General features: G+C 58.8%; 22 protein-coding genes. 15 read left to right on the forward strand and 7 right to left on the reverse strand.

Going from position 1 to position 26138, the window contains the following annotated elements; genetic code table 11:
- Positions 1 to 190: 190 nt before the first annotated feature.
- The 4 genes from DW754_RS05315 to DW754_RS05330 form a co-directional block, all read right to left on the reverse strand.
- On the reverse strand, positions 191 to 1171 hold the full coding sequence (locus tag DW754_RS05315) for an ABC transporter substrate-binding protein (RefSeq protein ID WP_117758644.1): 981 nt from the start codon (positions 1169 to 1171) through the stop codon (positions 191 to 193).
- Between the two features lie 160 nt (positions 1172 to 1331).
- Positions 1332 to 2117 (reverse strand): hypothetical protein, encoded by a 786-nt coding sequence (locus tag DW754_RS05320; RefSeq protein ID WP_117758643.1) that lies wholly within the window; start codon positions 2115 to 2117, stop codon positions 1332 to 1334.
- Positions 2118 to 2366: 249 nt separating this feature from the next.
- Positions 2367 to 3770: an asparagine--tRNA ligase gene (gene asnS / locus DW754_RS05325; RefSeq protein ID WP_117758642.1), complete on the reverse strand. Its 1404-nt coding sequence runs from the start codon at positions 3768 to 3770 to the stop codon at positions 2367 to 2369.
- Between the two features lie 181 nt (positions 3771 to 3951).
- Positions 3952 to 4515, reverse strand: a complete 564-nt coding sequence (locus DW754_RS05330; protein ID WP_117583092.1) for a PTS glucose transporter subunit IIA — start codon at positions 4513 to 4515, stop codon at positions 3952 to 3954.
- A gap of 246 nt (positions 4516 to 4761) precedes the next feature.
- On the opposite strand from DW754_RS05330, the gene DW754_RS05335 reads away from it, so the two are divergent.
- Positions 4762 to 5664, forward strand: a complete 903-nt coding sequence (locus DW754_RS05335; protein WP_117758641.1) for an alpha/beta hydrolase — start codon at positions 4762 to 4764, stop codon at positions 5662 to 5664.
- A gap of 272 nt (positions 5665 to 5936) precedes the next feature.
- On the opposite strand, the gene DW754_RS05340 is transcribed toward DW754_RS05335, so the two are convergent.
- Positions 5937 to 6587, reverse strand: coding sequence for a GntR family transcriptional regulator (locus DW754_RS05340; RefSeq protein ID WP_117758640.1), 651 nt, complete (start codon positions 6585 to 6587; stop codon positions 5937 to 5939).
- A 254-nt stretch (positions 6588 to 6841) separates the two neighbouring features.
- Between DW754_RS05340 and DW754_RS05345 the strand changes: the two genes are divergently transcribed.
- The 5 genes from DW754_RS05345 to DW754_RS05365 all read left to right on the forward strand — a co-directional run bounded on the left by DW754_RS05345 (position 6842) and on the right by DW754_RS05365 (position 14435).
- On the forward strand, positions 6842 to 7618 hold the full coding sequence (locus tag DW754_RS05345) for a dimethylarginine dimethylaminohydrolase family protein (protein ID WP_117583089.1): 777 nt from the start codon (positions 6842 to 6844) through the stop codon (positions 7616 to 7618).
- A 109-nt stretch (positions 7619 to 7727) separates the two neighbouring features.
- The gene (locus DW754_RS05350) at positions 7728 to 9191 is read left to right on the forward strand and encodes a basic amino acid/polyamine antiporter (protein ID WP_117756912.1); all 1464 of its coding nucleotides are present in this window, start codon (positions 7728 to 7730) and stop codon (positions 9189 to 9191) included.
- Between the two features lie 462 nt (positions 9192 to 9653).
- Entirely contained in the window at positions 9654 to 9974 is a 321-nt protein-coding gene (locus DW754_RS05355) for a hypothetical protein (RefSeq protein ID WP_117637613.1), read from the forward strand.
- Between the two features lie 121 nt (positions 9975 to 10095).
- Complete coding sequence (feoB, locus tag DW754_RS05360) at positions 10096 to 12456, forward strand: ferrous iron transport protein B (protein ID WP_117758639.1); 2361 nt, start codon at positions 10096 to 10098, stop codon at positions 12454 to 12456.
- Positions 12457 to 12770: 314 nt separating this feature from the next.
- Complete coding sequence (locus DW754_RS05365; protein ID WP_158561615.1) at positions 12771 to 14435, forward strand: PTS transporter subunit EIIC; 1665 nt, start codon at positions 12771 to 12773, stop codon at positions 14433 to 14435.
- 62 nt (positions 14436 to 14497) lie between these two features.
- Here the strand turns inward: DW754_RS05365 and DW754_RS05370 are convergent, their stop codons facing one another.
- The gene (locus tag DW754_RS05370) at positions 14498 to 15250 is read right to left on the reverse strand and encodes a MurR/RpiR family transcriptional regulator (protein ID WP_158561614.1); all 753 of its coding nucleotides are present in this window, start codon (positions 15248 to 15250) and stop codon (positions 14498 to 14500) included.
- 175 nt (positions 15251 to 15425) lie between these two features.
- On the opposite strand from DW754_RS05370, the gene DW754_RS05375 reads away from it, so the two are divergent.
- The 5 genes from DW754_RS05375 to DW754_RS05395 all read left to right on the forward strand — a co-directional run bounded on the left by DW754_RS05375 (position 15426) and on the right by DW754_RS05395 (position 21266).
- Positions 15426 to 16799 carry a 6-phospho-beta-glucosidase gene (locus DW754_RS05375; protein ID WP_117758636.1) on the forward strand — a complete coding sequence of 458 codons (1374 nt, stop codon included), beginning with the start codon at positions 15426 to 15428 and terminating at the stop codon, positions 16797 to 16799.
- Between the two features lie 165 nt (positions 16800 to 16964).
- Positions 16965 to 17717 (forward strand): hypothetical protein, encoded by a 753-nt coding sequence (locus DW754_RS05380; RefSeq protein WP_117758635.1) that lies wholly within the window; start codon positions 16965 to 16967, stop codon positions 17715 to 17717.
- 175 nt (positions 17718 to 17892) lie between these two features.
- Complete coding sequence (locus DW754_RS05385) at positions 17893 to 19089, forward strand: MFS transporter (protein WP_117758634.1); 1197 nt, start codon at positions 17893 to 17895, stop codon at positions 19087 to 19089.
- 233 nt (positions 19090 to 19322) lie between these two features.
- On the forward strand, positions 19323 to 20699 hold the full coding sequence (locus DW754_RS05390; protein ID WP_117758633.1) for an alpha-amylase family glycosyl hydrolase: 1377 nt from the start codon (positions 19323 to 19325) through the stop codon (positions 20697 to 20699).
- Between the two features lie 3 nt (positions 20700 to 20702).
- Complete coding sequence (locus DW754_RS05395) at positions 20703 to 21266, forward strand: uracil-DNA glycosylase family protein (RefSeq protein WP_117758632.1); 564 nt, start codon at positions 20703 to 20705, stop codon at positions 21264 to 21266.
- A 1-nt stretch (position 21267) separates the two neighbouring features.
- On the opposite strand, the gene DW754_RS05400 is transcribed toward DW754_RS05395, so the two are convergent.
- A complete protein-coding gene (locus tag DW754_RS05400) occupies positions 21268 to 21927 on the reverse strand; it encodes a hypothetical protein (protein ID WP_117758631.1) in 660 nt (219 codons plus the stop codon).
- Between the two features lie 93 nt (positions 21928 to 22020).
- On the opposite strand from DW754_RS05400, the gene DW754_RS05405 reads away from it, so the two are divergent.
- The 4 genes from DW754_RS05405 (at position 22021) to DW754_RS05420 (ending at position 25886) form a co-directional block, all read left to right on the forward strand.
- Complete coding sequence (locus DW754_RS05405) at positions 22021 to 23157, forward strand: pyridoxal phosphate-dependent aminotransferase (RefSeq protein WP_117758630.1); 1137 nt, start codon at positions 22021 to 22023, stop codon at positions 23155 to 23157.
- 504 nt (positions 23158 to 23661) lie between these two features.
- Complete coding sequence (rplJ, locus tag DW754_RS05410; RefSeq protein WP_117758629.1) at positions 23662 to 24183, forward strand: 50S ribosomal protein L10; 522 nt, start codon at positions 23662 to 23664, stop codon at positions 24181 to 24183.
- A gap of 102 nt (positions 24184 to 24285) precedes the next feature.
- Entirely contained in the window at positions 24286 to 24663 is a 378-nt protein-coding gene (gene rplL / locus DW754_RS05415) for a 50S ribosomal protein L7/L12 (protein ID WP_117758628.1), read from the forward strand.
- A gap of 314 nt (positions 24664 to 24977) precedes the next feature.
- Positions 24978 to 25886, forward strand: a complete 909-nt coding sequence (locus DW754_RS05420) for a UTP--glucose-1-phosphate uridylyltransferase (protein WP_117758627.1) — start codon at positions 24978 to 24980, stop codon at positions 25884 to 25886.
- Positions 25887 to 26138 lie beyond the last annotated feature (252 nt).

Consider the following 26138-nt stretch of genomic DNA (forward strand, 5'->3'; position numbering starts at 1 on the left):
TAGGATAGGGTGGACACGTGATGTTCCATAATAGCGGTAACAATGAATATAAGAACGGCAGGCAAACGTTTTGTTATATCTGAGCCATTGGGGCGAACGCCGGTCTATGACGTTCGCCCCAATGGCTCAGATATTGAATAACGCAGCTATGGCGCGAGAACGAACCCTAGATGCGTTACGGCGCATGGTGCTACTCGTCCAGGGCGGAAAGATCGATGCCCAGCGCCTCGGCCATCTCGTCGTTCTTGACGACGACCAGGTCCTTGCTCGAGAGGTGCTCGATAGCCATATCCTCGGGCTTAGCCTCGCCCTTCAGGATCTTAACGGCCATCTCGCCTGCAGCGTAGCCCAGGTCCTCGTAGTTGATGGAGAGGGTGAACAGGCCGCCGGCCTTGCACATGCCCTCCTCGCCGGTGACGAAGGGGAGCTTGTTCTCCTTGCAGATCTGGCCCACCTGCGAGGCGCCCGCGGCGATGGTGTTGTCGGTGGGGGAGTACAGTGCGTCGATCTTGCCCACGGCAGACTCTACGACGGACTGGATCTCGTTGGAGCTCGAGACGGTGAAGTCGGTGTGCTCCAGGCCCAGCTTGTCGAGCTCCTTCTTGGCGGCCTTGATCTGGACGTCGGAGTTGGACTCGGCGGTGCAGTAGAGCAGGCCGACCTTTTTAACGTTGGGCAGGACCTTCTGCATCATCTCGAGCTGCTCGGCGACCGGGGTGAGGTCGGAAGCACCCGTGACGTTGGTGCCGGGCTTGTCGTTGTCCTGGACCAGGCCGGAGGCGGCGTAGTCGGTGATGGCACAGCCCACGATGGGGATATCGGCCGTGGCGCCGGCGGCAGCCTGCGCGGCGGGCGTAGCGATGGCATAAATCAGGTTGACGTTGTCGCCCACAAACTTGTCGGCAATGGACTTACACGTGGACTGGTCGTTCTGGGCGTTCTTCTGGTCGATCTTGACCTTAAGGCCGCTCTCCTTGATGGCCTTGACAAAGCCGTCGTTGGCGGCATCGAGTGCGGAGTGCTCGGTGAGTTGCAGAACGCCGATGGTGTAGTCGGAACCGGCGGCAGCAGAGCCGGAACCAGAGTTGCCGCCGCATCCGGCGAGCGGGGCGAGCGCGAGCAGACCGGCGGAGACCAGAAGGCTCCTGCGGCTGATGGTGATGTCCTTCATATCATTACCCCCAGTATAAAAATGGCTGGAAACACTGCACTGGGACAAAGTGCAAGTGGAACTATAGTAGCGCTGATGTCCATTTTTACAACAGCCTGGCGGGTTTTTTAATACAGAATCGGATGGGCGGTACGGGTAGTCGAATGGGCGGCGGAGGGTCTTATGCGGCGGAGGAGGCATCGTCCTCGTCCAGGGCGGCGAAGAGCTTCTTGCCGTCGAGGAGACGTGTGGTGACGTTTCTCATTCGGCCGATCTCTACGGTACGCAACGTGTCATCGGCGCCTCGCGCGTCATAGACCGTTCCCAGCAAATACGAGATGCCGTCTCGTTGCTTGATGGCAAAGGGACGGAGTGTCATCCGTGCCACTTCGACCTCTCCGCGTGCCGTGACACTCGAAATATCAAAACTCACCGTGGTTCCGTGGTCGATGGCCTGCTCGATGAGCTCGCAGGCATCGATGCGCTTGACGGGCGTGCGTGTGGCCTTGGTGGATTTGCCGCCTGCGCTTGGAGCAGGCTCGGGTGCATCGAGGTAGCCGCGAACGTCGGCACTCGCCATGGCGACCAGGTGCTGCGCCATGCTTTTTCGAATGGCGATGGGCGTAGAGCGGTTGCGCATGACCATGCCGTGGAGTCGGATGATCTCTTCGTCGGTGAGCGGACGGGTCAAGAGCCGATACCCCACGCCGCGCTTGTACTCAATTTCGTATCCGGCATGGCGAAGTGCGGAGATGGCGGTGTAGATGCTGCGCCGCGCCGCCGAGATGGGCATGCGGGCGGGGTCGTCGGGATGGGCGAGGCGCCGGATCAACTCATCGGAAAGCATGGCCTTGTCCTCACCGGTGTTTTCGCTTAATAGTTGCAGGATGCGAACGGCGCGATAGGCTGCCATCGAGGCGGCGCCCCTCGTCGTGGTCTCGTAAGTTTCAACAGCGGTTTCGGTCATGGCGCCCACGTCCTTTCCGTTTTGGGTGGCGACGGTATGGAGCCTAGGACGCGGGGCTTTCCCAGGGGTGCAGGACGCCCTGGGCGGTCGGTAGCCGTCGGCAAGCGGCGGGTCGAGTTTTCAACAGCCCTGCCCAACTGACCAAAAACTTGCCAAAAGCTTGACGGATGCTGTTGAAAAAAGCGCCCCTCGGCTTGCCGAGAGGCGCTGGCGTGATGCGCTGGAACGCGTTTGGTGGCGCTGTGGCGATTAGAAGTCGGCGTTGCCCACGGTGCGCGGGTGCGGCAGGACGTCGCGAATGTTGCCCACGCCGGTCAGATACATGACCAAGCGCTCGAAGCCCAGACCGTAGCCGGCGTGCTTGCAGGAACCGTAGCGGCGCAGGTCAAGGTAGTACTTGTACTGCTCGGGATTCATGCCCAGGTCCTTGATGCGGGCCTCGAGCAGATCCAGGCGCTCCTCGCGCTGGGAGCCGCCGATAATCTCGCCGATACCGGGAACCAGGCAGTCGGCGGCGGCGACGGTCTTGCCGTCCTCGTTCATGCGCATGTAGAAGGCCTTGATCTCGGCCGGGTAGTCGGTCACGAAGGTCGGGCGCTTAAAGTGCTCCTCGGTCAGGAAGCGCTCGTGCTCGGTCTGCAGGTCGATGCCCCAGCTCACGGGGTAGTCAAACTTGTGACCGGCGGCGACGGCCTGCTCCAGGATTTCGACGGCCTCGGTGTAGGTAACGCGGGCAAAGTCGGAGTTTGCCACATGGTCCAGGCGCTCGATCAGGCCCTTGTCCACAAACTTGTTGAGCATGTTGAGCTCGTCGGGGCAGGTGGCCATAACGTCCTTAAGGACGTACTTGAGCATGGCCTCGGCGTTATCCATGTAGTCGTTCAGGTCGGCAAAGGCCATCTCGGGCTCGATCATCCAAAACTCGGCGGCGTGGCGCGTGGTGTTGGAGTTTTCGGCGCGGAAGGTGGGGCCAAAGGTGTACACGTCGCCAAAGGCCATGGCAAAGTTCTCGGCATTGAGCTGACCGGATACGGTAAGGCTCGCGTGCTTGCCAAAGAAGTCCTGGCTCCAGTCGACCTCGCCGGACTCGGTGAGGGGCGGGTTTTTGGGGTCAAGCGTGGTCACGCGGAACATCTCGCCGGCACCCTCGCAGTCGCTCGTGGTGATGATGGGGGTGTTGACGTAGACAAAGCCTTGCTCCTGGAAGAAGCGGTGGATGGCGGCAGCCGCGACAGAGCGGATGCGGAACACGGCGCGGAACAGGTTAGTGCGCGGGCGCAGGTGCTGCTGGGTGCGCAGGAACTCGACGGTTGCGCGCTTCTTCTGCAGCGGGTAATCCGGGGCGCTGACGCCCTCGACCTCGATGGAGGTGGCAGAAAGCTCGAAAGGCTGGGGTGCATCGGGGGTCAGCTTGACGGTGCCGGTGCAAATGAGTGCGGCCGAGACGTTTTGATGGGCGATCTCGTCGTAGTTGTCGAGTGCCTCGCGGTTCATGACGACTTGCAGGTCGCGGAAGCAGCTGCCGTCGTTGAGCGTGACAAAGCCAAAGTTCTTCATGTCGCGGACGGACTTGACCCAGCCGGCGACGGTGACGGTCTGGCCGCCGAGCGACTCGGCATCGGCATAGAGCTGCGCGATTTTGGTGCGGTTCACGTATCCTCCCATAACGGTTGAATGATAGTTATCCATACAGTTCGATATTCTAGCAGCTCGGCTCATTTGGGCTATACAGATAAGGCATTGGCGGGATGGTTTTTCAAACGAAAAGCGCCCGCGGCCAAATGGTCGCGGGCGCCTGACGAGGTGCCTTTTGGCTGTGTGGCGCGGGGCCTGGCTACTTGGTCTTGGCAACCAGCAGCGGATCGCCAAGCTTGACGAGCGGATTGCCGCCGATAAGCGTGCCAGACTCGCCGACGTGGTCGATGCTCTTGAGGCGGTCGAGCTCAGAGATGATGACGGTCACAATGTCCTCGTGACCGGCGGCCTTGATAGCGTCGCGGTCGAAGCTGATGAGCGGCTGGCCGGCCTTGACCGTGTCGCCCATCTCGACAAAGCGGGCAAAACCCTTGCCGTTCATTTCCACGGTGCCCAGGCCAACATGGATGAACACGCGAAGACCGTCCTCGGTGATCATGCCGATGGAGTGGTTGGTGACGGTGGTGGCGCCGATACGGCCGTTAGCGGGGGCGTAAATGGTGCCGGTAATGGGCTCGATGCCGTAGCCCTGGCCGAGCATGCCCGAGGCGATGGTCTCGTCGGGAACCTCACTCAGATTGACGAGCACGCCGTTGACAGGAGCGTAGATGACGCCTTCGCGGGTGGCGAAGCTTGCTGCGGGCGGAACGGACGCCTCGCCCGACGAAGTGAACGTGGACTTGAGCGAATCGAGCAGACCCATAGATGCCTCCAACGTATCAGGCGCGCATGTTGCACGCGTGTGGTTTGCCGGAAACGTTTCGTACGTGTTTCCCAGCACGGTCAGCGCTCCTATTTTACGCTGTCCAACGATACCTCTGAACAGCGATTTTGTGATATATCAGTTGAAGGCCAACTTATTGCGGGGGTGTTTCTGCGCCGCGGGCTCAAGTGGGGTACGCTAAGGTGCGAAAAACGAGTGCGCACGAATCGCACGGAGGGAGCACCTATGATTATTGAGAACCATGCGCTGTGGGGCGAGGAGCCGACCGAGGATTATCCGGCGACGTTTACGTATCTGGGTGCCGAGCCGCTGCCCGACAAGCCCAATGGCCGCCGCCCCGCGGTGATCATCTGCGGCGGAGGCGGGTTTACGCATATCGCTCCGCACGAGCAGGACCCGGTGGCGTTTGCGTTTTTGGACCGCGGCTACCAGGCCTTTGTGCTCAACTATGTGACGAGCGCCACGGGCGACGTGAGCTTTCCGCACCCGCAGGCGGACCTCGCCAAGATGGTCGCTACCGTGCGCGCCAACGCCGACGAGTGGCATGTCGATCCCAAGCGCGTGTGCATCGTGGGTTTCTCGGCGGGCGGCATGATCTGCGCCTCGTTGGCAACGCAGTGGAAGACCGGACCTTTCGCGGGCCTTGCCGGGGCTCGTCCGGAGGATATTCGTCCCGACGCCGTGGTGCTGGGCTATCCGTTGCTCGACCTTGCCTATGTGCGCGATATGCAGACGCGTGACCCGCGCATCGACCTGCGCGTGCCCAAGACGGGTGGCAAGACAGGGCGCGATTTGCTCAACGACTATCTGTCGATGGTGACGGGCGGCGAGGCGACCGATGAGCACCTGGCCGACATTTGCCCTACCACGCACGTTTCGCGCCAGATGCCCCCGACCTTTGTGTGGGGCGTTTCGGACGACAAGACGGCGCCGGTCGCGCAGGTCTACCCGTTTGCGCAGCGCATGGCCGAGGAGGGCGTTGCATGCGAGATGCACGTCTTTGACCAGGGCGGTCACGGCCTTTCGCTCGGCAACGCCAACACCGCGGTCGACAACGAGGACAAGCAGGTGGCGGTCCGTCCTTGGATTCGCCTAGCCTTCCGCTTCCTGGAGCGCCACGGCTTCTAGTTACGCGGTTTTACCAAACCGCGTAACAGCTCGACGCTGCAAACCCGCCAGAGCGGCAATCTGCCTTTCAACTGAGGCGGCATGACCAGAAAGTCAATGCCGCCTCGCTTCGCGTCACCTTGCTCGCTCTGGCGGGCTTTTGCTGTCGGCGTCAAAATATCGGTGTTGTCTTGGCTGCCAAAAGAATGACCCCTCGGGGACGGAGGAAAACGGATCAGTTTGGGCGGTGCTGGCGCCAAGGTTTAAGACCGACGTTGTCTCTTGTTGCTTTCCTACCAGACAGTGAACTGGGCGTTTTCCGTGTTCCAATGGACATCGCGAACGTAGTCGCGCACGCCCGTCGCATCTCGTGCTTCGAACAACTCAAGAATATGAGCATGTTCGTTGTTGGCTTTATTGAGCAGCTTACACGCCGTCTCCTGGTCAACAGTCTCGTAATCGCGCTTGATAAAGCAACGCTCGAGCTGCGAGATCATATCGCGCAGACGGTCGTTGCCACAGCGGTTGAAGTACGTAAGGTGAAAGTCTCGCTGAATGTCGTCATACTTACGGATGAGACCGCCTTGGATCGCGAGGTCCATGGAGCCGACGAGAAATTTCAGCTGCGTAATATCGTCGTCAGTTAGATTCGAACAGGCGAGATATGCGGCCTGCCCGTCGAGCGGCCCCATAATCTCAAAGACTTCAACGGCGTTTTGCTGATCGAACCCACGGACGCGGAATCCGCGGCGGGGGAGATTGTCCAGGTAGCCATCGCTTGCCAGCTGGATGAGCGCCTCGCGGACCGGCGTGCGCGACACGCCCATGGCATCGCAGATCGCTTGCTCGCTCAGCCGGTCGCCGGCGGACAACTCGCCGGCGTCAATACGGCTCGAAATATAGTCGTATACGTGGTCCTTCAGGGGCCTTCTGAGCGTTTCCATGAGCTTGTGTTCCTTAACGGTATATTTCTAAAATTAAATACGTTTCGCTTGAATAGCTCAGTCGAATTATAGAACGACCAGCTAAATCGTGCTACTTTGCGCCGATAAGCAGGAATACGCTTACCGAGGATTATCTACCGTTCGGGATTGTATACAATATACAAAACAGCAAAGACACCCTAAGATAAAGCCATCGGAAGGAAGGCGGACGCAAGGAAGTCCGCTCAGTACTATGAGATCCAAGGAGGATCATCATGACCAAGTTCAGCCACGTCATCATCCGTCGTCCCGGCAAGTCCCTGAGCAATGGCATCACGAGCGCTCCCGAGCTTGGCCAGCCCATCTACGAGCGCGCTATCGAGGAGCATTACGATTACGAGCACGCACTCGAGCAGTGCGGCGTTGACGTGTCGGTGCTGCCGGCACTCGAGCAGTATCCCGACAGCTGCTTCGTCGAAGATCCGGCCGTTATCACTCGCTGCGGCGCCATCATTACCAACCCCGGCGCCGATAGCCGCAACGGCGAGAAGGACGAGATTGAGCCGGCCGTCCGTCGCTTCTTTGACGACGAGCATGTCAAGCACATCGTTTCTCCGGGCACGCTTGACGGCGGCGACGTCATGATGGTCGGTGACCATTTCTACGTCGGTCGCTCCGCTCGTACCAACGAAGAGGGCATTCGCCAGTTCTGCGAGATTCTCGAGGGCTGGGGCCTCGAGGGTTCTGAGGTTCCGCTGGAGGAGGTCCTGCACCTCAAGACGGGCGTCAACTACATCGAGGACAACAACATGCTCGTCTCTGGTGAGTTCATCGATAAGCCCGACTTTGCCCAGTACAACAAGATCGTCGTGCCCGAGGACGAGGCGTACGGCGCAAACTGCATCTGGGTCAACGGTACGGTCATCGTTGCCGAGGGCTATCCGACTGTGCTCAAGGCCGTGCAGGATCTGGGCTACAAGACACTCGTCGTTGACACCTCCGAGTATCGCAAGGTCGACGGCGGCCTTTCTTGCCTGTCGCTGCGCTTCTAACGCGATAGCTGTAACAGTCTGATGATCGCTTGACCGATGGCCCGGCACCCGATTCGGGACGTCCGGGCCATCTTTCGTTCGATCACATGATGAAGGGGGTGCACATACAATGGCCTCTAAAGCTCAAAATGAAGAGATTATCGACCCTAATGGCCTCGATCTCTTTCGTCTGACCATGATGGTTATTACCGCCAGTATTTGTGGCGGCATTTTTTCGCTTGCCGGCGATATGGCAGCAGGCGGGGCAAATACCGGTGCGGTTATCGTCTCGTGGGGAATTTGCTTTATTGGCGTCTTTGCGCTGATGATGGTGTTCAACGGTTTGTCTCAGGCCCGTCCCGACCTGACCGGCGGCATCTATGCATACGCTGCGGCCGGTTTTGGCGATTACATTGGATTCAACTCCGCTTGGGGCTACTGGATCAGCGCATGTCTTTCCAACGTGAGCTTTGCGCTCTTGCTGTTTAGCGCGCTGGGCTATTTCTTCCCCGCGTTTGGCGCGGGTAACAACCTGCTTTCTATCGTCTGCGCCAGCGTGTTTTTGTGGTTCCTTACCGCCCTTGTGCTTCGTGGCGTTAAGGAGGCTGCGGGCATTAACACAATCGTCACGTTGGCGAAGCTGGTGCCGTTGGGGCTCTTTGTGCTGAGTATCGTGCTCCTGGGTAAGTTCAACGTCGATATCTTTATGGACAACTTCTGGGGAGAGCCGGCTGGTCCTGGCTTTGGCGAGCAGGTTGTCTCGACCATGATTGCCCTTGTCTGGGTCTTCACGGGCATCGAGGGCGCTGTCGTTATCTCGGGCCGTGCTAAGTACGTGCGTGACGTCGGCCGCTCGACGGCGCTCGGATTTGCGGCTGTATTCACGCTGTATCTGATCATCTCGATGCTGTCGCTCGGCATTATGCCGCGCGAGGAGATGGCACAGCTTGCAACGCCCTCCATGGCGGGAATTCTCGAGTGCGCAATCGGTCCGGTTGGTGCTGCCATCGTAAACCTTGGCGTTATCCTTTCGTTGGTCGGCGCGCTGCTGGGCTATGTCATCATTGCGTCCGAGACGCCGTTCGAGGCGGCGCGCCAGGGATCCTTCCCTCTGGCGTTTGCCAAGACGAACAAGCACGACGCCCCGGTGGTAACGGTTCTCGTGAGCTCCGGCATTACGCAGCTCTTCTTGATCGTGTCGTATGTGGCGGCGAGCACCTACCAGTTCTTCTATAGCTGCGCAGTCAACACGATTCTGGTTCCGTATGTCTGCTCGGCTGCCTATTACATGGTGATTGGTTGGAAGAAGGAGCATTTGGACGGACCGCATGCGCCAAGCGTCGGCAAGGCGCGATTCTTCGGCACGCTCGGCTTCATTTACACATTGTTCCTTGTGTGGTCGACGGGCCTCCAGGGCGTCATGATCACGACGATCCTTTTTGCTCCGGCCATTCCCGTTTATATGCTGGGCGAGCGAGGTCGCGGTAAGCCGGTACTTCCGCACCTGCACGACAAGCTGATCGCAGCGGTGGTCATTGTCGTGGCGGTCATCTCGCTGTATCTGCACTTTGCCGGCATTGCGCCGATAGTCTAAGACTGCGGCAAGCTTCATCGCTTGGTAAGCCGACGGAGGCGTCGCGTGCCGGTGCCGTTCGGTAATCCATAACTGACGTGGGCCTCTGTAACGTGCCTTTGTGAGCGCCCACCAAGCCCGCGCAGGTGACATTTGTTGCCAGCGCGGGCTTTTGCTGTTGCGGCGAAATAGTTCCTGTTTTTGCTGGTTAAAGCATCAAACAGGAACTATTCCACCGCAACTTGTTTTGATTCGCTGGGGGACGGAGGAAGCGGCGATCCGGAATCCACCTGCACAGTCGCTCCGCATCCCGTCCGTTGGCGCAAGTGGTGCCAAATGCAATCTGCCCCTCCTTGCACGCTTGTCCTCCTTGCAGCAATCTGTTGGTTGAACGTTGTTATGTGCTTGCAGTTTCTGGGCAAGCCGTCTCGCAGCAAAGTAGACTAGATGGCCATTTCAAAAAGCCTACTCAGAGGAGGAACCATGCTTGAGGGTACGTATGTGGTTTCGGCCCAGACGCCGGTGGGGAGTAGACGCGGCGAGGTGACGTTTTCACATGGGGTGAACGGCGCGCTCAGGGCAGTACTAAACGTCAGGGGTCTCAATATTGCTCTCTCGAGTGCCCGTGCTGAGGGCGATTTCTTTGAGCTCTTGGGTACTATCTCCCACGTCTTGATGGGCAAGGCGCCCTTTACATGCACGGGGTCGGTCGAGGGTGATCGACTCACTGCTACCGCGCGGTCGGGTTCCGTTTCGATCTCGCTGAGCGGTATGCGTAAAGAGCCTTCGGGGCGCACCGCATAAAGTTTGCGCAGGTAAACATCGGTATTTGACTTTATAAAATAGTTCAGAGCGCTATCATTTGTCGTTACGAGTTGGTTAACCCCGGTAAACGGTTAACCGCGTCTAACGAAAGGATGAGCGCGTGAAGCTCGATACACTCGAGATTGGAAAGGACGCCGTTGTCGCATCGGTGACATCCGACGACCAGGCGCTCCGTCAGCATATTTTGGACATGGGCCTGACGCCGGGCACCGAAGTCACCATGATGAAGTACGCCCCCATGGGCGACCCGCTCGAGATTCGCCTGCGTGGCTACGAGTTGACGCTGCGCAAGGACGATGCCGCTCGCATCGAGCTCGTGGGTATTCACGACACCGATACGGGTCCGCGCGCTAACGCCGCAATCGGCACGACGGAGCATCCGGCCCTGGGCGAGGGGACGTATTCGCCCCGTGCGGCAAAGACGGCCGTGCCCGAGGGCGCGCCGCTGCACTTTGCCCTCGCTGGCAACCAAAACTGCGGCAAGACCACGTTATTCAACCAGCTGACGGGCTCCAACCAGCACGTCGGTAACTTTCCCGGCGTGACTGTCGACCGCAAAGATGGCACCATCCGTAACCATCCCGAGGCGAGCGTTACCGACCTGCCTGGCATTTACTCCCTGTCGCCGTACACAGGCGAAGAGGTCGTGAGCCGTCAGTTCATCCTCGACGAGCGCCCGGACGCCATCATCGACATCATTGACGCCACCAACATTGAGCGTAACCTGTACCTGACACTGCAGCTCATGGAGCTTGACCGTCCCATGGTCATCGCGCTCAACATGATGGACGAGGTGACCGCCAACGGCGGCGCCGTAGACGTCAACTTGCTCGAGAGCCTGATGGGCGTGCCTGTTGTCCCCATTAGCGCTGCCCGCAACGAGGGCATCGGCGAGCTGGTGGACCACGCCCTGCACGTGGCACGGTTCCGCGAGCGTCCTGGTCGCCTGGACTTTTGCGCGCCCGACGGTCCGGACGGCGGTGCGCTGCATCGCTGCATCCACGGTATTGCTAACCTGATCGAGGACCATGCCGTGACGGCGCACATCCCGGTGCGCTTTGCGGCGACTAAGCTGGTCGAGGGCGATGAGCTGGTAACCGAGGCGCTTCACCTGGATCGCAATGAGCTCGACGCTATCGAGCACATCATTACCCAGATGGAGGGCGAGGCCGGCACCGACCGCCTATCTGCGTTGGCCGATATGCGTTTTAGCTTTATCGGCGACGTGTGCGGGCGTTGCGTCGTCAAGCCGCACGAAAGCCGCGAGCACGTGCGCTCCGTCAAGATTGACCGCATCCTGACAGGTCGTTACACAGCCATTCCGGCGTTTCTGGTGATCATGGGCCTCGTCTTTTGGCTGACGTTTGGCGTGATCGGCGCGGCGTTGCAGGGACTCATGGAGGACGGTATCGCTGCCATCATCGCCTCGGCCGATGCGGGCCTCAAGGCGTTCGGAACCAACGACGTGGTGCGCTCGCTGGCTGTCGACGGCGTGCTTACGGGCGTGGGTAGCGTGCTGACCTTCCTGCCGATTATCGTCGTGCTCTTCTTGTTCCTCTCCATTCTGGAAGACTCCGGATACATGGCACGCGTGGCCTTTGTCATGGATAAGGTGCTGCGTCGCTTTGGCCTGTCGGGCCGCAGCTTTGTGCCCATGCTCGTCGGTTTTGGCTGCACCGTGCCGGCTATCATGTCGACCCGTACGCTCCCATCCGAGCACGACCGCAAGATGACGGTCATGCTCACACCGTTCATGAGCTGCTCGGCCAAGCTGCCGGTTTACGGCTTGCTGTGCGGGGCGTTTTTCCCACAGGCGACGGTTCCCGCCATGGTCTCGCTCTATCTGATTGGTATTGCGGTTGGTTGCATTGCGGCTCTGGTGCTCAACCGTACGGCATTTAAGGGCGACCCGGTGCCGTTTATCATGGAGCTCCCCAATTACCGCCTGCCGAGCGTCAAGACGACGGTGACGCTGGCATGGGATAAGGCCAAGGACTTTATTACCAAGGCCTTTACCATTATCTTTGCCGCTACGGTGGTCATCTGGTTCCTGCAGACGTTCGATATCCGCTTTAACGTGGTCGCCGACCAGTCGCAAAGCCTGCTTGCCGGTCTGGGTAGCATCATCGCGCCGGTGTTGGCCCCGCTCGGTTTTGGCGACTGGCGCGCCTCGACGGCACTCGTCACGGGACTTATTGCCAAGGAGAGCGTCATCTCGACGCTCACGGTGCTTTTGGGCGCAACCTCTCCCGCGGCACTGTCAGCCATGTTTTCGCCGTTTACCGCCTACGTGTTCTTGGTCTTTACGCTGCTGTACCCGCCTTGCGTGGCGTCCATCGGCGCCGTCAAGAGCGAGTTGGGCGCGCGCTATGCCGTGGCCGTATTCGCGTTTCAGGTGACGGTCGCCTGGATCGTGGCGTTTGTCGTGCATTCGGCGGGCATATTGCTGGGGTTGGCTTAGGGGCGCGTTGATGCTCCGCGCTTTTGGGCGAGCAACAATTCAATAAATATGAGCCAAAATACCGGTAATTGTCGGCCTGCGGGGACTGTCCTACGCTGCAGGTTGCCGTTCGCTGCCTATTTGCTGCCGTTTACGGATTCGTAAATACTTGCAATCGTCGGTCGATTTAACCGCATTACGCGATGCCGATGCGCATTTTGTGTGCCCCTTTCTACAATCACTTTGTGTCTATTGCCGAACATGTCTTCCGTTTCGCCTGTGTGGGGACGTGGGGTGCAATAGTCGTTTGTAGAGGCTCATTGAGGAGGGAATTGATGAAAGAAAAATTCCAATCGTTCGGAAAGGCAATGCTCGTTCCGATTACGCTCATTGCCATTTCCGGTCTCTTTTTGGGTATCGGTAGCGTTTTTACGACCGAACTGACCCTTGTGTCCCTTGGCGTTAATTGGGACTGGTATGCCGCTTCGCCGCTCTTTACGTTCTTCTCGGTATTTAAGGGTCTCGGCGAGGTAATCATTGGAAACCTCGGTGTTTTGTTTGCCGTCGGCTGCGCCTTCTCCTTGTCTCGCAAAGAGAAGGGCTGGGCTGCCTTTTCTGCCCTTGTCTGCTATCTCACCATGCTCAAGACGGTTGAGATTCTGCTTGGAGCAGCTGGCTTGGCTGCCGACAATACAACGGTGGAAGCTCTTCAGAAGGTCGGCCTTACGTCCATTCAGGCGAGTGAGCAGTCCGCACTCTACACTACCTCGCTCGGCTTTTTTGGCTACAGCTCTGGTGTCTTTGGCGGCATTATCGTGGGCTGCCTGGTCGCCTGGATCACCGGCCGTTTTTACAAGACCAAGCTTCCAACGGCGTTGGCGTTTTTTGCGGGCAGTCGAACGGTCCCCATTGTATCGCTGGTCGCCGGTGGCATCCTGGGCGGCATCATGTACTTCGTCTGGCCCGTCATCGGTGGATGCTTTTCGGGTATTGCGACGTTCGTGAAAGGCTCCGGTCTGGTCGGTACGTTTGTCTATCGCTGGGTGCTCGAGAGCCTTGTGCCGTTTGGCTTGCATCCGCTGCTCGAGACGCCCATGTATTGGACTGAGCTTGGCGGCTCCATGGTCGTCGATGGAACGCGCGTGGTGGGCAATAGCGCCATTCAGCTTGCACAGCTCGCTTCTCCCAGCAGCGACAAGCTCTTGGTTAGGGCCTTCATGGCTGGCTATGGCATTAACGATTACGCGTTGTTCCCAGGCATCGCCCTTGCTATGTGGTCTTGTGCCAAGCCCCAGAACCGCAAGAAGGTTGCTGGCCTTTTAATCCCCACAGTGATTTCGACTGTTTTCTTTGGCGTTACGGAGCCCATTCTCTTTACGTTCCTGTTTGCCGCCCCCTGGCTCTACTTTGGCGTTTACGCTCCGCTTTCCGGACTGGGTGAAGTTCTCTCGGAGGCAATGGGCGTTTCGGTGTACCAGGGAAATATCAAGGACCTGATCCCATTCTTATTCCGCCCCGAGAAGCTTAATCTGCTTCCGTACCTTATTCTGCTCCCCGCCTTTTTCCTGGCAGCTTTCTTCCTCTTCCGGTTCTTTATTACTAAGTTCGATATCAAGACGCCCGGTCGAGATGATGGTGACGATATTGAGCTGATCAACAGCAGAGCCGAGTTCGAGGCAAAGGCCGCTGAGGCAAAGGGCGAGTCTGGTAGCACTTCCGAGAAGGCAGTCCAGGGCCGTGCGACCAAGGACAGCGCGCTTGCTGTTGGCATTGTCGAAGCGCTTGGTGGAGCCGACAACATTGATGATCTTGACAACTGCATCTCACGTCTTCGTGTGATTGTCAAGGATGGTTCTAAGGTTGCAGATGACGAGGTGTTCACCAAGAAACTTGAAGCTATGGGCGTTATCCGCCTGAGCGACAAGGCGATCCAGGTCATTTACGGTCCTCGTGTCGGCGAAGTCGCTTCTGAGGTACACGAAGTTCTCGGTGACGAGTAAAACGCGCAAGTGGTTTGCAATTGCATAGCGCAATTCCAGGGCTTGGCTTCCTATCGCATGTTTTAGGGGGCCAAGCCTTCTTGTTTTAGATTGTCAAGGCAGATGCTCAATAGTTCTTCGAATGCGAGAATACAACTTCCAGTAAAGCAGTTAGGCTTAACGTTCTTAAGATCCATTGGGTGATCGTCATGTATCGTAAAGATCGCGTCTGCCGTCTTGGCGAGCTCGCTGTCTTCACTGCCGGTAAACGCGAGAGTCGTAATGCCCGCGTCGTGGCATGCCCTTGCGGTTTCTAGGATGGCTTCTGTCTGGCCCGATTTGGATATGAGCATCATGCAGCTGAGCGTATTTCGGTTGGATTCGACAAACTGATCGGTTTCTAGGAAGTCCTGTATGACGGCCAAAAAGCCAAGTCCAACGAGCTTGGTCGCCATGTACTGCGCAACGATGCGTGAGAAGCCCTCTCCGTTTACTCCGATCATTCTGTTGCGATGCAGGGCGGCGATGAATACGTCTACATCTCCGGTGTGGCATACGAAGTGGACGCCGCTGTCTTTGAGTGATTGATTCATTTCGCGGGAGACATGCTGAAGGTGCTTGAGATCGTACATCATTTCGCGGTAGCCACGGTAGCCGAGCTTTTTCGAAAGCCTGATGACTGTCGTCATGCTGGTAAAGCATGCCATGGCGACGGGTTTTATGCCAATATCATCGAGGGTGTCGATATTGTTGAGTAGGTATTCGAGTACGCTTTGCTCGGTTTCGGATAGCTTTGCGGCTGAGTAGAGCTTAGAAATCTGCTTTTTATCAACCATCGGTGCTCCCTTCCCGCCGGTCGTGTGCGGCCGCTTCCGTTGCGTAAATAATAACTCCTTGGGGAATTCCTTTCCCGCCTTGCAGCCGGGGCGGGAAGCGGCCCTCCATGCTGGATACAATATCCATACACAGGCGAACCATGCAATATTGAATGTGCTAATTGGGGGTTTCGATATGAAGCTTACGGTCATAGGGGGCGGTGGCGTCCGCTCCATGTTTTTGGCAAAGAGCATAGCCCAGCAGGCGTCATCGCTTGGAATCGACGAACTTGTGTTTATGGACAATGATCCTGAGAAGCTACGCATCTACGGTGGCCTCGCCGCCCATGTCTCGGGCATGCTTTGCCCCGCGCTTAATTTTTCGCTGACGGGCGATGCAGTCGAGGCCGTTAAGGACGCCGATTACGTGATCACGACGATTCGCGTCGGAGGGGACCATATGCGCGTTCGCGACGAGCGCATTGCTCTTTCACGTGGGGTTCTTGGCCAAGAGACGACTGGCGCAGCCGGCGTGTCTTTTGCCATGCGCTCCGTCCCTGCGCTTGCTTCGTATTGCGAGTTAATCAAGAAGTATGCAAAGCCGGACGTCAAGGTGTTTAACTTTACTAATCCCGCTGGCGTCGTATCTCAGGCCCTACGCGATATGGGCTATGATTTTACTTATGGCATTTGCGATGCCCCCTCGGGCATGTTGCATCAGTTTGCCGAGTATAAAGGCGTTGATCCCGCATCGGTTCAGGGCGAGTGCTATGGACTCAACCACCTCTCGTTCTTCCGCAATGTGACGGTTGACGGCGAGGACATCATGCCCGACTTGATCCACGACGACGGGGCATATGCTCATACAGATCTTAGGTTCTTCGAGAAGGACCTCGTCCTAAATCGCGGATGCGTGCCAAATGAGTACCTATACTATTTCTACTATCGCGAGCGCGCCGTTGCCAACGTTCTCTCTTCGCCCCAGACGCGCGGCGAACTAATCGAAGAAATTAATCGAGAAATGACGAGCGAGCTTGCATCTATCGATATTGAGAACGACTTCGAAAAAGGCCTCGCTTGCTTTGAGAAGTGGTACGGAATGCGCGAAAACAACTACATGGCGGCCGAGACAGGTATTCGTCGCGACAAGCCGTGGACGTTTGACGTGTACGGCAAAGATGCTGGCGGATACGCAGGTGTCGCGCTCCGTTTCATGGATATTGCTCGCTCTGGCAAGACGCAGCAGATGATCCTGTGCACACCCAACAATGGCGCCATCCCCGGCCTTCTCGATACAGATGTCATTGAGTCAACGTGCGATATCTCCACCGATGGCTGCGTGCCGCATCGCGTCGAAGCCGATTCTGTGCCCGCGGGAAACCTCGAATTGATTCGTCGCGTCAAGTACTACGAGCGCACCGTGGCGCGTGGCATCGTTAACCGATCGAAGCACGACATTGTCGAGAGCCTCGCGATGCACCCGCTCGTTAATTCGTACTCCTTGGCGAAAGATATCGCCGCGCAGTACTTTGAGCTTAACCGCGACTACATCGACGGCTGGACAGACTAGTCTGGACGTTAAAACTAGAAATTATGGATGGGCGGACTGGCGTTTATATTGGCGCCCGTTCGCCCTGCCTAGTAAGAAAACGGGTATAGAGTGAACTTGCGAGAGAACTTCAATGTCTTTCTGGAATCGGGCGATCGAGCGAAGGGATGCCGGAGTGGCTGCACGATGGCGTTATATATCCCCTTGTTTGTTATGAGCGCGCTTCAAATTGGTGTATCAAACGTTGCAACTGAGCTCGCCTATATCAATCCGTCCATTACGCTTATTTGCACTGTGGTCGCAGCCTTTTTAAACCTGCTTCTATCGAATGCGGCTTTTTCATTATTTGCTGTCGACCGATCCAAAGAGACGGTGCAACCGGCTCGAACCCTTCCGGTTTATCTCTTGGCCTCGACGGTTCCCCTCCAGATTTCTGGGGCGCTGCAACTTTATTTGGTTCACTTGATTTTATCGGCAATTGTAGTCTTTGCTTCGCTTACGAGCAGCCAGCTCGGGGTGTTGTGCTCGCTTGTGGTGACGGTAATCGTGACGCTTCTTTCCGCGTCGTTCGTATTCGTGTTGATTGAAGATGCAGACGTGGGGCAGAGGGGGCTACGGGGCATTCGGTTTGCACCACGCTACATCATGCGTTCGTTCACGGTGCTTCGTTCCTCCTGGAGAGAAATCGCGCGTCCCGCAATGCTGCTGGTGGCATGGAACCTGGTTGCAAGTTGCGCTATCCAGGTTCTTGTTGGATGGGTAGTTTCGAGCGTGGCGCTGCCGCCGGTACTTTCAGTGACGGCGCTTGTACACGAGGGACTTTATTATGGGGCGTTTGCTTATATGCTGCTTTTGCTAGTTCATTGTGCGGTTGCGAGTTGGCTCGAAATTGACGTGCTCTTGGGGGTGTCCTTGTGCGTGTCCGAGCAGGCGCGATAGCCCGAAGATGAAGCCGCGTTTTCAACATTGAGTTCCTGCGTACCTTGCTTTCTAAGCAGAATTGGCGCGCCGTCCGTTAACGATCGTTTTCCAAGAATTCTTTTGTTGCTCATTTTACAGACTTCTCATTGCTATAATCGCCCACCGCCCACGACAATCGGAGAGGTTTTCCTATATGGCTCAAACAAAGCAAGATGGCATCTCACTCAAGCAGTGGCTCCCGCTTATCGGGCTCGCCTGTTGCGCGTTCGTATTCAACACGTCGGAGTTCATGCCCATCGGCCTGCTGACCGACATCGCCGCATCGTTTTCGCTCACCGAGGCCCAAGCTGGCATCATGATCTCGGTCTATGCCTGGGGCGTCATGCTGCTGTCGCTGCCGCTTATGGTGTTTGCCTCGCGCTTTGAGTTCAAGCGGATGCTGCTGGGCGTGCTTGCCGTGTTCTCGCTCGGCCAGTTCCTGTCCGCCTTGGCGCCGACCTATCCCATCTTAGTCTGCGCGCGCCTGGTGGTTGCCTGCGCACACGCCGTGTTCTGGTCGGTCGCCTCGATCATGGCCTCGCGTCTGGTCGACACCCGCCACGGAGCGCTCGCCATCAGCATGATCGCCACGGGCTCGTCCATCGCGCAGATCTTTGGCTTGCCGATCGGCCGCGCCATCGGGCTGGCCGTGGGCTGGCGCATGACGTTTGCCGCGGTCGGGGCCTTCTCTGCCGCTGCGGTGGTGTACCAGGCGGCAGTGTTCCCGGCCATGCCGGCGGGTGAGCGCTTTACCGTCAAACAGCTGCCCGAGCTGCTCAAGAACCCGTTCCTGATCGCGCTCTACGCGGTCACGGTCTTTATTGCGACCGGCTACTACGCGGGTTACAGCTATATCGAGCCCTTCCTGGCTCAGGTCGCGCATGTCGACGCGAGCGCTATCACCATGACGCTGACGGCGTTTGGCTGCTCCGGCCTGGTGGGCAGCTGGCTGTTTGGCCGTCTGTTCGACGGGCATCGCTTCCCCTTCTTGGCTATCACGCTTTCCGGCGTGGCAGTGGCCCTGCTGCTCATGGCCCCCGCGGCTTCGGCGCTCGTGGCGGTGCTTGCCGTCTGCGCGTTGTGGGGCTGCTGTGGTACGGCCTTTAACGTGGCTTTTCAGGCCGAGCTCATCAAGTACACGCCGGCGGACTCGTCGGCCGTCGCCATGTCGATTTTCTCGGGCCTGTTCAATCTGGGTATCGGCACGGGCACAGCGATCGGCGGCGCCGTGGTTTCGGGTCCCGGTATCGCCTGGATCGGCTTCGCGGGCGGGGCGATTGCCGTCGTGGGCGTCATCCTCGCCATTACGGTGCTGTTCCCGGCCATCCATCGCGCCAAGGTCGTTGCCTAACCACATCCCCTCATCAGTTGCGGTGGAATAGTTCCTGTTTAAGGCCTCTGAAGGCCCAAGCGGGAACTATTTCACCGCAACTTAGAAAGGGGCTGGGGTAGCTAATTTGGGACGGGGCCATTTTAGCTACCCCGCATCCGATGCAGGGGTAGCTAAAATAGCCCCGTCCCAAATTAGCTACCCTGCTGGGCATACAATGGATGTCGTTGTGTTGAGCTTACCGGGAGGTTGCTATGTGGGCATACGAGACGACGTTCTATCAGATCTATCCGCTGGGCTTTTGCGGAGCTCCGCGCGAAAACGCCGCCCCCGTTACCGAGGATGCGCTCACCCAGGCCGCCGATGCCACAGCTAGCCCCGATGCCCCCATCATGAAGATTGCCCAATGGGCCGGTTACCTGCAGGAACTCGGTATTGGCGCTGTGCTCATCAACCCGCCGCTCGAGTCTGATAGCCACGGTTACGACACACGCAGTCTGCGCCATATAGATCGTCGCCTGGGTGGGGACGCCGACTTTGCCGCCGTGTGCGAGACGCTGCATGCCCACGGCATCCGCGTGGTGCTCGACGCCGTCTTCAACCATGTGGGCCGCGGCTTTTGGGCCTTCCGCGATGTGCAGGAGCGCAAGTGGGACTCGCCCTACAAGGACTGGTTCCACATTAGCTTTGACGGCGATTCCTGCTATGGCGACGGCTTTTGGTACGAGGGCTGGGAGGGCCATTTTGAGCTTGTGAAGCTCAACCTGCAAAATCCCGCCGTGGTCGATTACCTGCTCGAGTCCGTGCGCCGTTGGGCCGAGGTCTTTGGCATCGACGGCCTGCGGCTGGACGTCGCCTATATGCTCGATCGCGATTTTATGCGCCGCCTGCATACTTTTACCCGTGGGCTCCAGCCCGACTTTGTGCTGATTGGTGAGACACTCCACGGCGACTACAACCAGATCGTCAACGACGAGATGCTTGACTCCTGCACCAACTACGAGTGCTACAAGGGCCTGTATTCCAGCTTTAACTCGGTCAACATGTTCGAGATTGCCCACTCACTGCATCGCCAGTTTGGCGGTGACCCGTGGTGCATTTATCGCGGCAAGCATCTGCTGTCGTTTGTCGACAACCACGATGTGCCGCGCCTGGCGAGCATCCTTACCGACAAGTCCTGTCTGCGCCCCGCTTATGGCATGCTCTTTGGCATGCCGGGCATCCCGTGCGTCTACTATGGCAGCGAGTGGGGGATTGCCGGCGAAAAGGGCGGCCCTGATGGCGATTGGACGCTGCGTCCTGCGCTCGACGAGCCCGCACCCAACGAGCTGACGGCCTTCATCAAGCAGCTTGCACGCCTGCGCTCGGCCGATGACGCGGCGGCCCGTGCTCTCAACTACGGCGCGTACCGTAACGTGGTGATCCAGAACAAGCAGCTACTGTTCGAGCGCACCTGCGACGACGCGACGGTGCTCGTGGCGGTCAATGCCGTGAACGAGACCTTCGCCTTTGGCGCTGGCGAGCTCAACGGGTCCTTCGTCGACCTGCTTGCCGACGGCGCGCCCACGGTCGAGCTGCCGGGTACCCTTGAGCTTGCGCCCTTCGAGGTGCGCTATCTGTTGAGGGCCTAGGCCATGGCTGCATCCGACGAGGGCTATCAACATATTGAGCATGGGTTTGAGCCTGTGTTTGACGAGCGCTCGCGCATTTTGGTGCTGGGGTCGTTTCCCTCGGTGCTCTCGCGTGCCAATGATTTTTATTACGGTAACCCCCAGAACCGCTTTTGGCGTGTGATGGCTGCGTGCCTCGGTGTGCCCGTGCCGCCCAACGAGGGCGACCCTTTGGCAGGCAGTGAGCCTGCGACGCTCGACGCCTCGATTGCCGCCAAGCGATCCATGCTGCTGAACGGCGGCGTGGCCCTGTGGGATGTGATTGAGAGCTGCGACATTAAGGGCTCGAGTGACGCCAGCATCAAAAACGTTGTGCCGGCGCATATCGAGCGCATTACCGGTGCAGCTCCTATTGAGCAGGTGATATGCAACGGTGGTACAGCTGGCCGGCTCTACAAACGCTATCTACAAGAGCGGGCGGGGCTACCCGCCATCGTGCTGCCGTCGACGAGTCCTGCCAACGCAGCGTGGCGTTTGGAGCGGCTTGTCGAGCGTTGGAGTGAAGCCGTTGACTGGGCAGCCTATTAATTTAGATTATTGATTGAGTGCGGGCGCCGAGGTGTTTCAGAACGCCTCGCCAGATCGGCACGGGCACGGCTGGCTCGGCGCAAACCATGCCGTCGGCGTCGACGTCCTCGGCATTACCACCACCAAGTCGCTGCGCATGCTTAACCGAACAGCCCATACGAACGGCGCCTACGAGCTTGTCCATCGCTTCCGAAAACGGTCGCCGCAAGAGTCCCATGCGCGGTGAGCGACGAAGCGCCGCGAAGCCGCTGCCGGTGCAGACGACAATGCCACCGCACCACGATAGCCCCCGACGCTCGCACGCTTCGCGCAGATGGCCAACGACCGTGTGCGCCCGCTCGGGACTCCCACAGCCGGCTTGAACAACAACATAGACGCGCGTTTCCGCACCCCCAAGGCAATCAAGCACCTGCTCTACGACGCTCATCGCCTCATCATCAAAGGCATCATCAACAGCGAGCACCATGCCATCGGCGGTATCGGCGCTATTCGCCTTCAAGTCGACCGGGCGGGGGAGCACGGTGCCGGAAAGCTGTGCATAGGCGGCGATAGCGTCCTGCAGGTCCCAGAGCAAAAACTCAAGATCGGCGCTATCGGAAATACTGATATACGCAATGGTCTGCAACGTTTTTGGCTTATCGCCGCGCACGGTCGTCTCCATGCCGCCTCCTTTCCGGTTGGTTTCCGTTTAGGTTACACCGTCTGGCGGCGCCTCGCCGCGCTATCCTAGTGCAACCCTTACGAAAGGAACGCCATGCGTCTGCCCATGAATACCTCGCTTGCCACGCTTAAGCCCTCCGGCATCCGTCGGATTAACGCGCTCGCTGCCCAGCACCCAGGATGCATTGCGCTCGCGCTCGGCGAGCCCGATTTTCCCACGCCCGATGTGATTAGCGCCGAGGTGACCGCCGCGCTGGGCCGCGGCGACACGCACTATCCGCCCAACAACGGTCGCCCCGCCCTGCGCGAGGCGCTGTCTGCCTACATGGGGGACGCGGGCCTTACGTTTTCGGCCGACGAGATCATCCTGACCGACGGCGCGACCGAGGCCCTGTCGGCAGCATTCATGGCTTTGCTCAACCCCGGCGACGAGGTTATCATCCCCACGCCGGCCTTTGGCCTGTACGAGAGCATCGTCGTGGCCAATCACGCCAAAGCGGTCTTTTTGGATACGGAGCCTGCGCAATTCCAGATTGACGAAGATACACTTCGTGCTTGCGTGACACCGGCGACCAAGGCTATCGTCATCTGCTCGCCCAACAATCCTACGGGCTGCATCCTCAACGCGGCATCGCTCGACGCTGTGGCGCGCGTGGCAGACCAGGCGGGCATCTATGTGGTCTGCGACGACGTGTACAACCGTCTGGTCTACGTGGATGGCTGCGAGCGCTTTGCCCAGCGCCACCCGGAGCTACGCGAGCAGACGGTGGTCATCGAGAGCTTCTCCAAACCCTGGGCTATGACCGGCTGGCGCTTGGGCTGGCTCGCAGCGGCAGGGCCCGTCATTGCCGAGATCGCAAAGGCCCACCAATACTTAGTATCGAGTGCCGTCTCCTTCGAGATGGACGCCGCAGCGCGAGCTCTGACCGTCGACCCAACCCCCATGCTCAAAGTCTACCGAGCTCGCCGTGAACGCGTGCTCGCAGCCTTAGACACCATGGGCCTCGACGTAGTGGAACCAGCCGGCGCCTTCTACACCTTCCCCAGCATCAAACAATTTGGCCTAACGAGCGAAGACTTCTGCATCAAAGCCATCAAAGAAGCAAACGTAGCCCTAGTCCCCGGAGACTGCTTCGGCACCGAAGGCCACATCCGCCTCAGCTACTGCGTCTCCGACGAAAACCTGGACGAAGGCCTAAATCGCCTGTCCAACTTCGTTTCAACCCTGTAGCCATCAGGGACGCAACGCATCAGCCTACCGACATAAGGGTTATGCGTGGGGCGCGTCACTCAACGGACGCGAGGATTCGCAGCAAAGTTACCGCAGCTCCGGTCCGAGGGGCCGGGTTGAGATTTTCGTAGATTCCGCACGAGCCGAAGAGCACTTAATGTGCTCTTCGTGCGAGCCCAGGACTTGACCGAGCGAAAATCTCTACCCGGCCCCTCGGACCGGAGCGTATGCAGGGTTTGTGTACGAATCCTCGTGTCCGTTGACCGACGCCGGGGTCCCCGCCATAATACTTTCGATTCACGCACGAATCCGCTGCCAGAGACAGCCGGCGCAAACGGGCATCGCCCGCGAGCTTAATGGGATATCCCGCCAGCCGAGGTGGTCGAGTAGATATGTCTTCTCGCCCCCGTCGCTCATGCAGCGCGGGGGCTTTCTTTTTGGACATGCCCCCGTCACGTCCTTGTGGCGGACCGTGCCCGGAAAGAATTCGAGGAGGTGTAATTCATGCCCCAGCAGTACAAAATCGACAAGGTTGCAGAGATCGAGTCCCGTATCGCCGAGAACGCCGGTCTGTTCGTCGTCAACTACAACGGTCTGACGGTTAAGCAGGCTCAGGAGCTGCGTCATCAGCTTCGCGAGTGCGGCGCCGAGATGAAGGTCTACAAGAACAACCTGGTCAAGATCGCCCTCAAGAACCAGGAGCAGCCCGAGATCGACGAGATCCTCGCCGGCCCCGTCGCTTATGTGTTCTACGAGACCGAGCCGGTCGAGGCCGCTAAGGCCCTTAAGGACTTCTCCGCCAATTCCAAGGGTGTCCTTGAGATCAAGGGTGGTATCTCCGACGGCAAGGCCGTTTCCGCTGATGATGTTAAGGCTATCGCCGAGCTGCCCACCAAGGATCAGCTTCTCGGCCAGATCGCCGGTCTCATCTCCGGTTTCGCTCGCGACATCGCTGTCTGCGTCAACGGCGTTTCCTCTGGTCTCGCTCGTTCGATCCAGCAGGTCTCCGAGCAGAAGGCAGCCTAGTCGCTGTTTTCACCCGCGGCGGCAACGCCGCACCCCTGGCGCATTCGCGCCGTGTTTTAACTGATCTCCGTGCACAGACACGGAAACCGAAAGGACTTAGAAATGGCTAAGCTTACCACCGATGAGATCATCGATGCTCTTAAGGAAATGACCCTTCTCGAGGCTTCCGAGCTCGTCAAGGCTATCGAGGACACCTTCGGCGTTTCCGCCGCTGCTCCTGCCGCCGTTGTCGCCGCTCCTGCTGCTGGCGCTGCTGAGGCCGAGGAGAAGACCGAGTTTGACGTCGTGCTCGAGGGCTTCGGCGACAACAAGATCCAGGTCATCAAGGCCGTCCGTGAGCTCACCAGCCTTGGCCTGAAGGAGGCCAAGGAGGTCGTCGAGGGCGCTCCCAAGGCTGTTCTCGAGGGTGCCAAGAAGGAGGACGCCGAGGCTGCCAAGGAGAAGCTCGAGGCTGCTGGCGCTGCTGTCACCCTCAAGTAATCAGGCTTTCTTGCCAGATTTCTTTGCAGACGGGGCTCGCTATGCGAGTCCCGTCTTTTTTGTTTTTAGCCCCTCATTCCCATTGCTCGACACGCAGAACGCCGCTGTCTTCGCCGTGCCAATCCCGTTACCGCTGGGGCCAAAAATTGCACCATTCGACCAATAATTTGCGTTGACCTGCTGAAGAATTGCGTTTGCCTTACGGCGACGTATGTCTCCGGCGGTAAGATACTCCGGTATCGCAATTTGGTCTGCGGCCGTTGTGCCGCACGCACAGGGCGTATTCTGCGCCTGCGAAAGGATCCTTGAATAACATGAAGGCAATCATCCCCGCCGCCGGCCTCGGCACGCGTTTTCTGCCTGGCACTAAATGCACGCCTAAAGAGATGCTGCCGGTGCTCGACAAGCCGGTCATTCAGTATGTCGTTGAGGAGGCACTCGACCCCGAGGAGGTCGACGACGCCATCATCGTTACCTCTCCCGGTAAGCCCGAGCTGCTGAGCTACTTCCAGCCCGATCGCTCGCTCGAGAATCTGCTGCGCGAGCGCGGTAAGGATGCTTACGCCGATGCCGTCGCCCACGCGGGCGGCATGCCGGTCGACTTCCGTTATCAGTACGAGCCCAAGGGCCTCGGCCATGCCATTCGCTCTGCTGCCGACGCCGTGGCAGGGGAAAACTTCCTGGTTCTTCTAGGCGACTACGTTGTGCCTAACCGTGACATCTGCGACAAGATGCTTGCCGTTTCCAAGGAGCACGGTGGCGCTTCGGTTATCGCCGTTGCCGCGTGCGCTCCCGAGGAAGTCAGCCGCTATGGCGTCATCGCTGGCGATCGTGTTGGATCGCTCGAGGGTTTTGAGGACGCCGGCGACGCAGAGCCGGGCGCTGTCTGGCGCATCGGCGGTCTGGTTGAGAAGCCCGCTCCCGAGGCGGCTCCGTCCAACCTGTACATCGTCGGTCGCTATCTGCTGAGCCCGCTGGTCATGGACCTGCTCGCCGATCAGCAGGCCGGCAAGGGCGGCGAGATCCAGCTTACCGATGCCATGGCCCGCTCGCTCGACCGCGAGGCTATGTACGCTGTCGTCATCGACCCGCTGTCGGGCTACGACACCGGCACCCCTTCTGGCTGGATGGCCACCAACGCCCTCATGGCCGCAAGCGATCCTCGCTTTGCCAGCGCCTTCTGGGACGCCATCGACGAGCGCGGCGGTTTGATGCGCAAATAAGCCTTCGGTCATCGACGTTTACGGGTGCGGACTTCGGTCTGCACCCGTTTTTTATGCGCGCCGCGGCTTGGCTCCGGAAAGTGCATCCCGCAATTTGGTCGAATTCTGGGACGCGCTTTCCGGTTGAGGCCCCTAGCGGAAACTGCGACCCGGAATTTCGGCTCAGAACGGGATATGCTTTCCCAAACAGGGCTCAATCGGGTGGCGCGCGCAGACGTGGTGTAAGAGCGTCCCGAGGTCCGTCGCTGCAAG

Source organism: Collinsella sp. AM29-10AC (genome assembly GCF_003469085.1).
Taxonomy (GTDB): Bacteria; Actinomycetota; Coriobacteriia; order Coriobacteriales; family Coriobacteriaceae; genus Collinsella.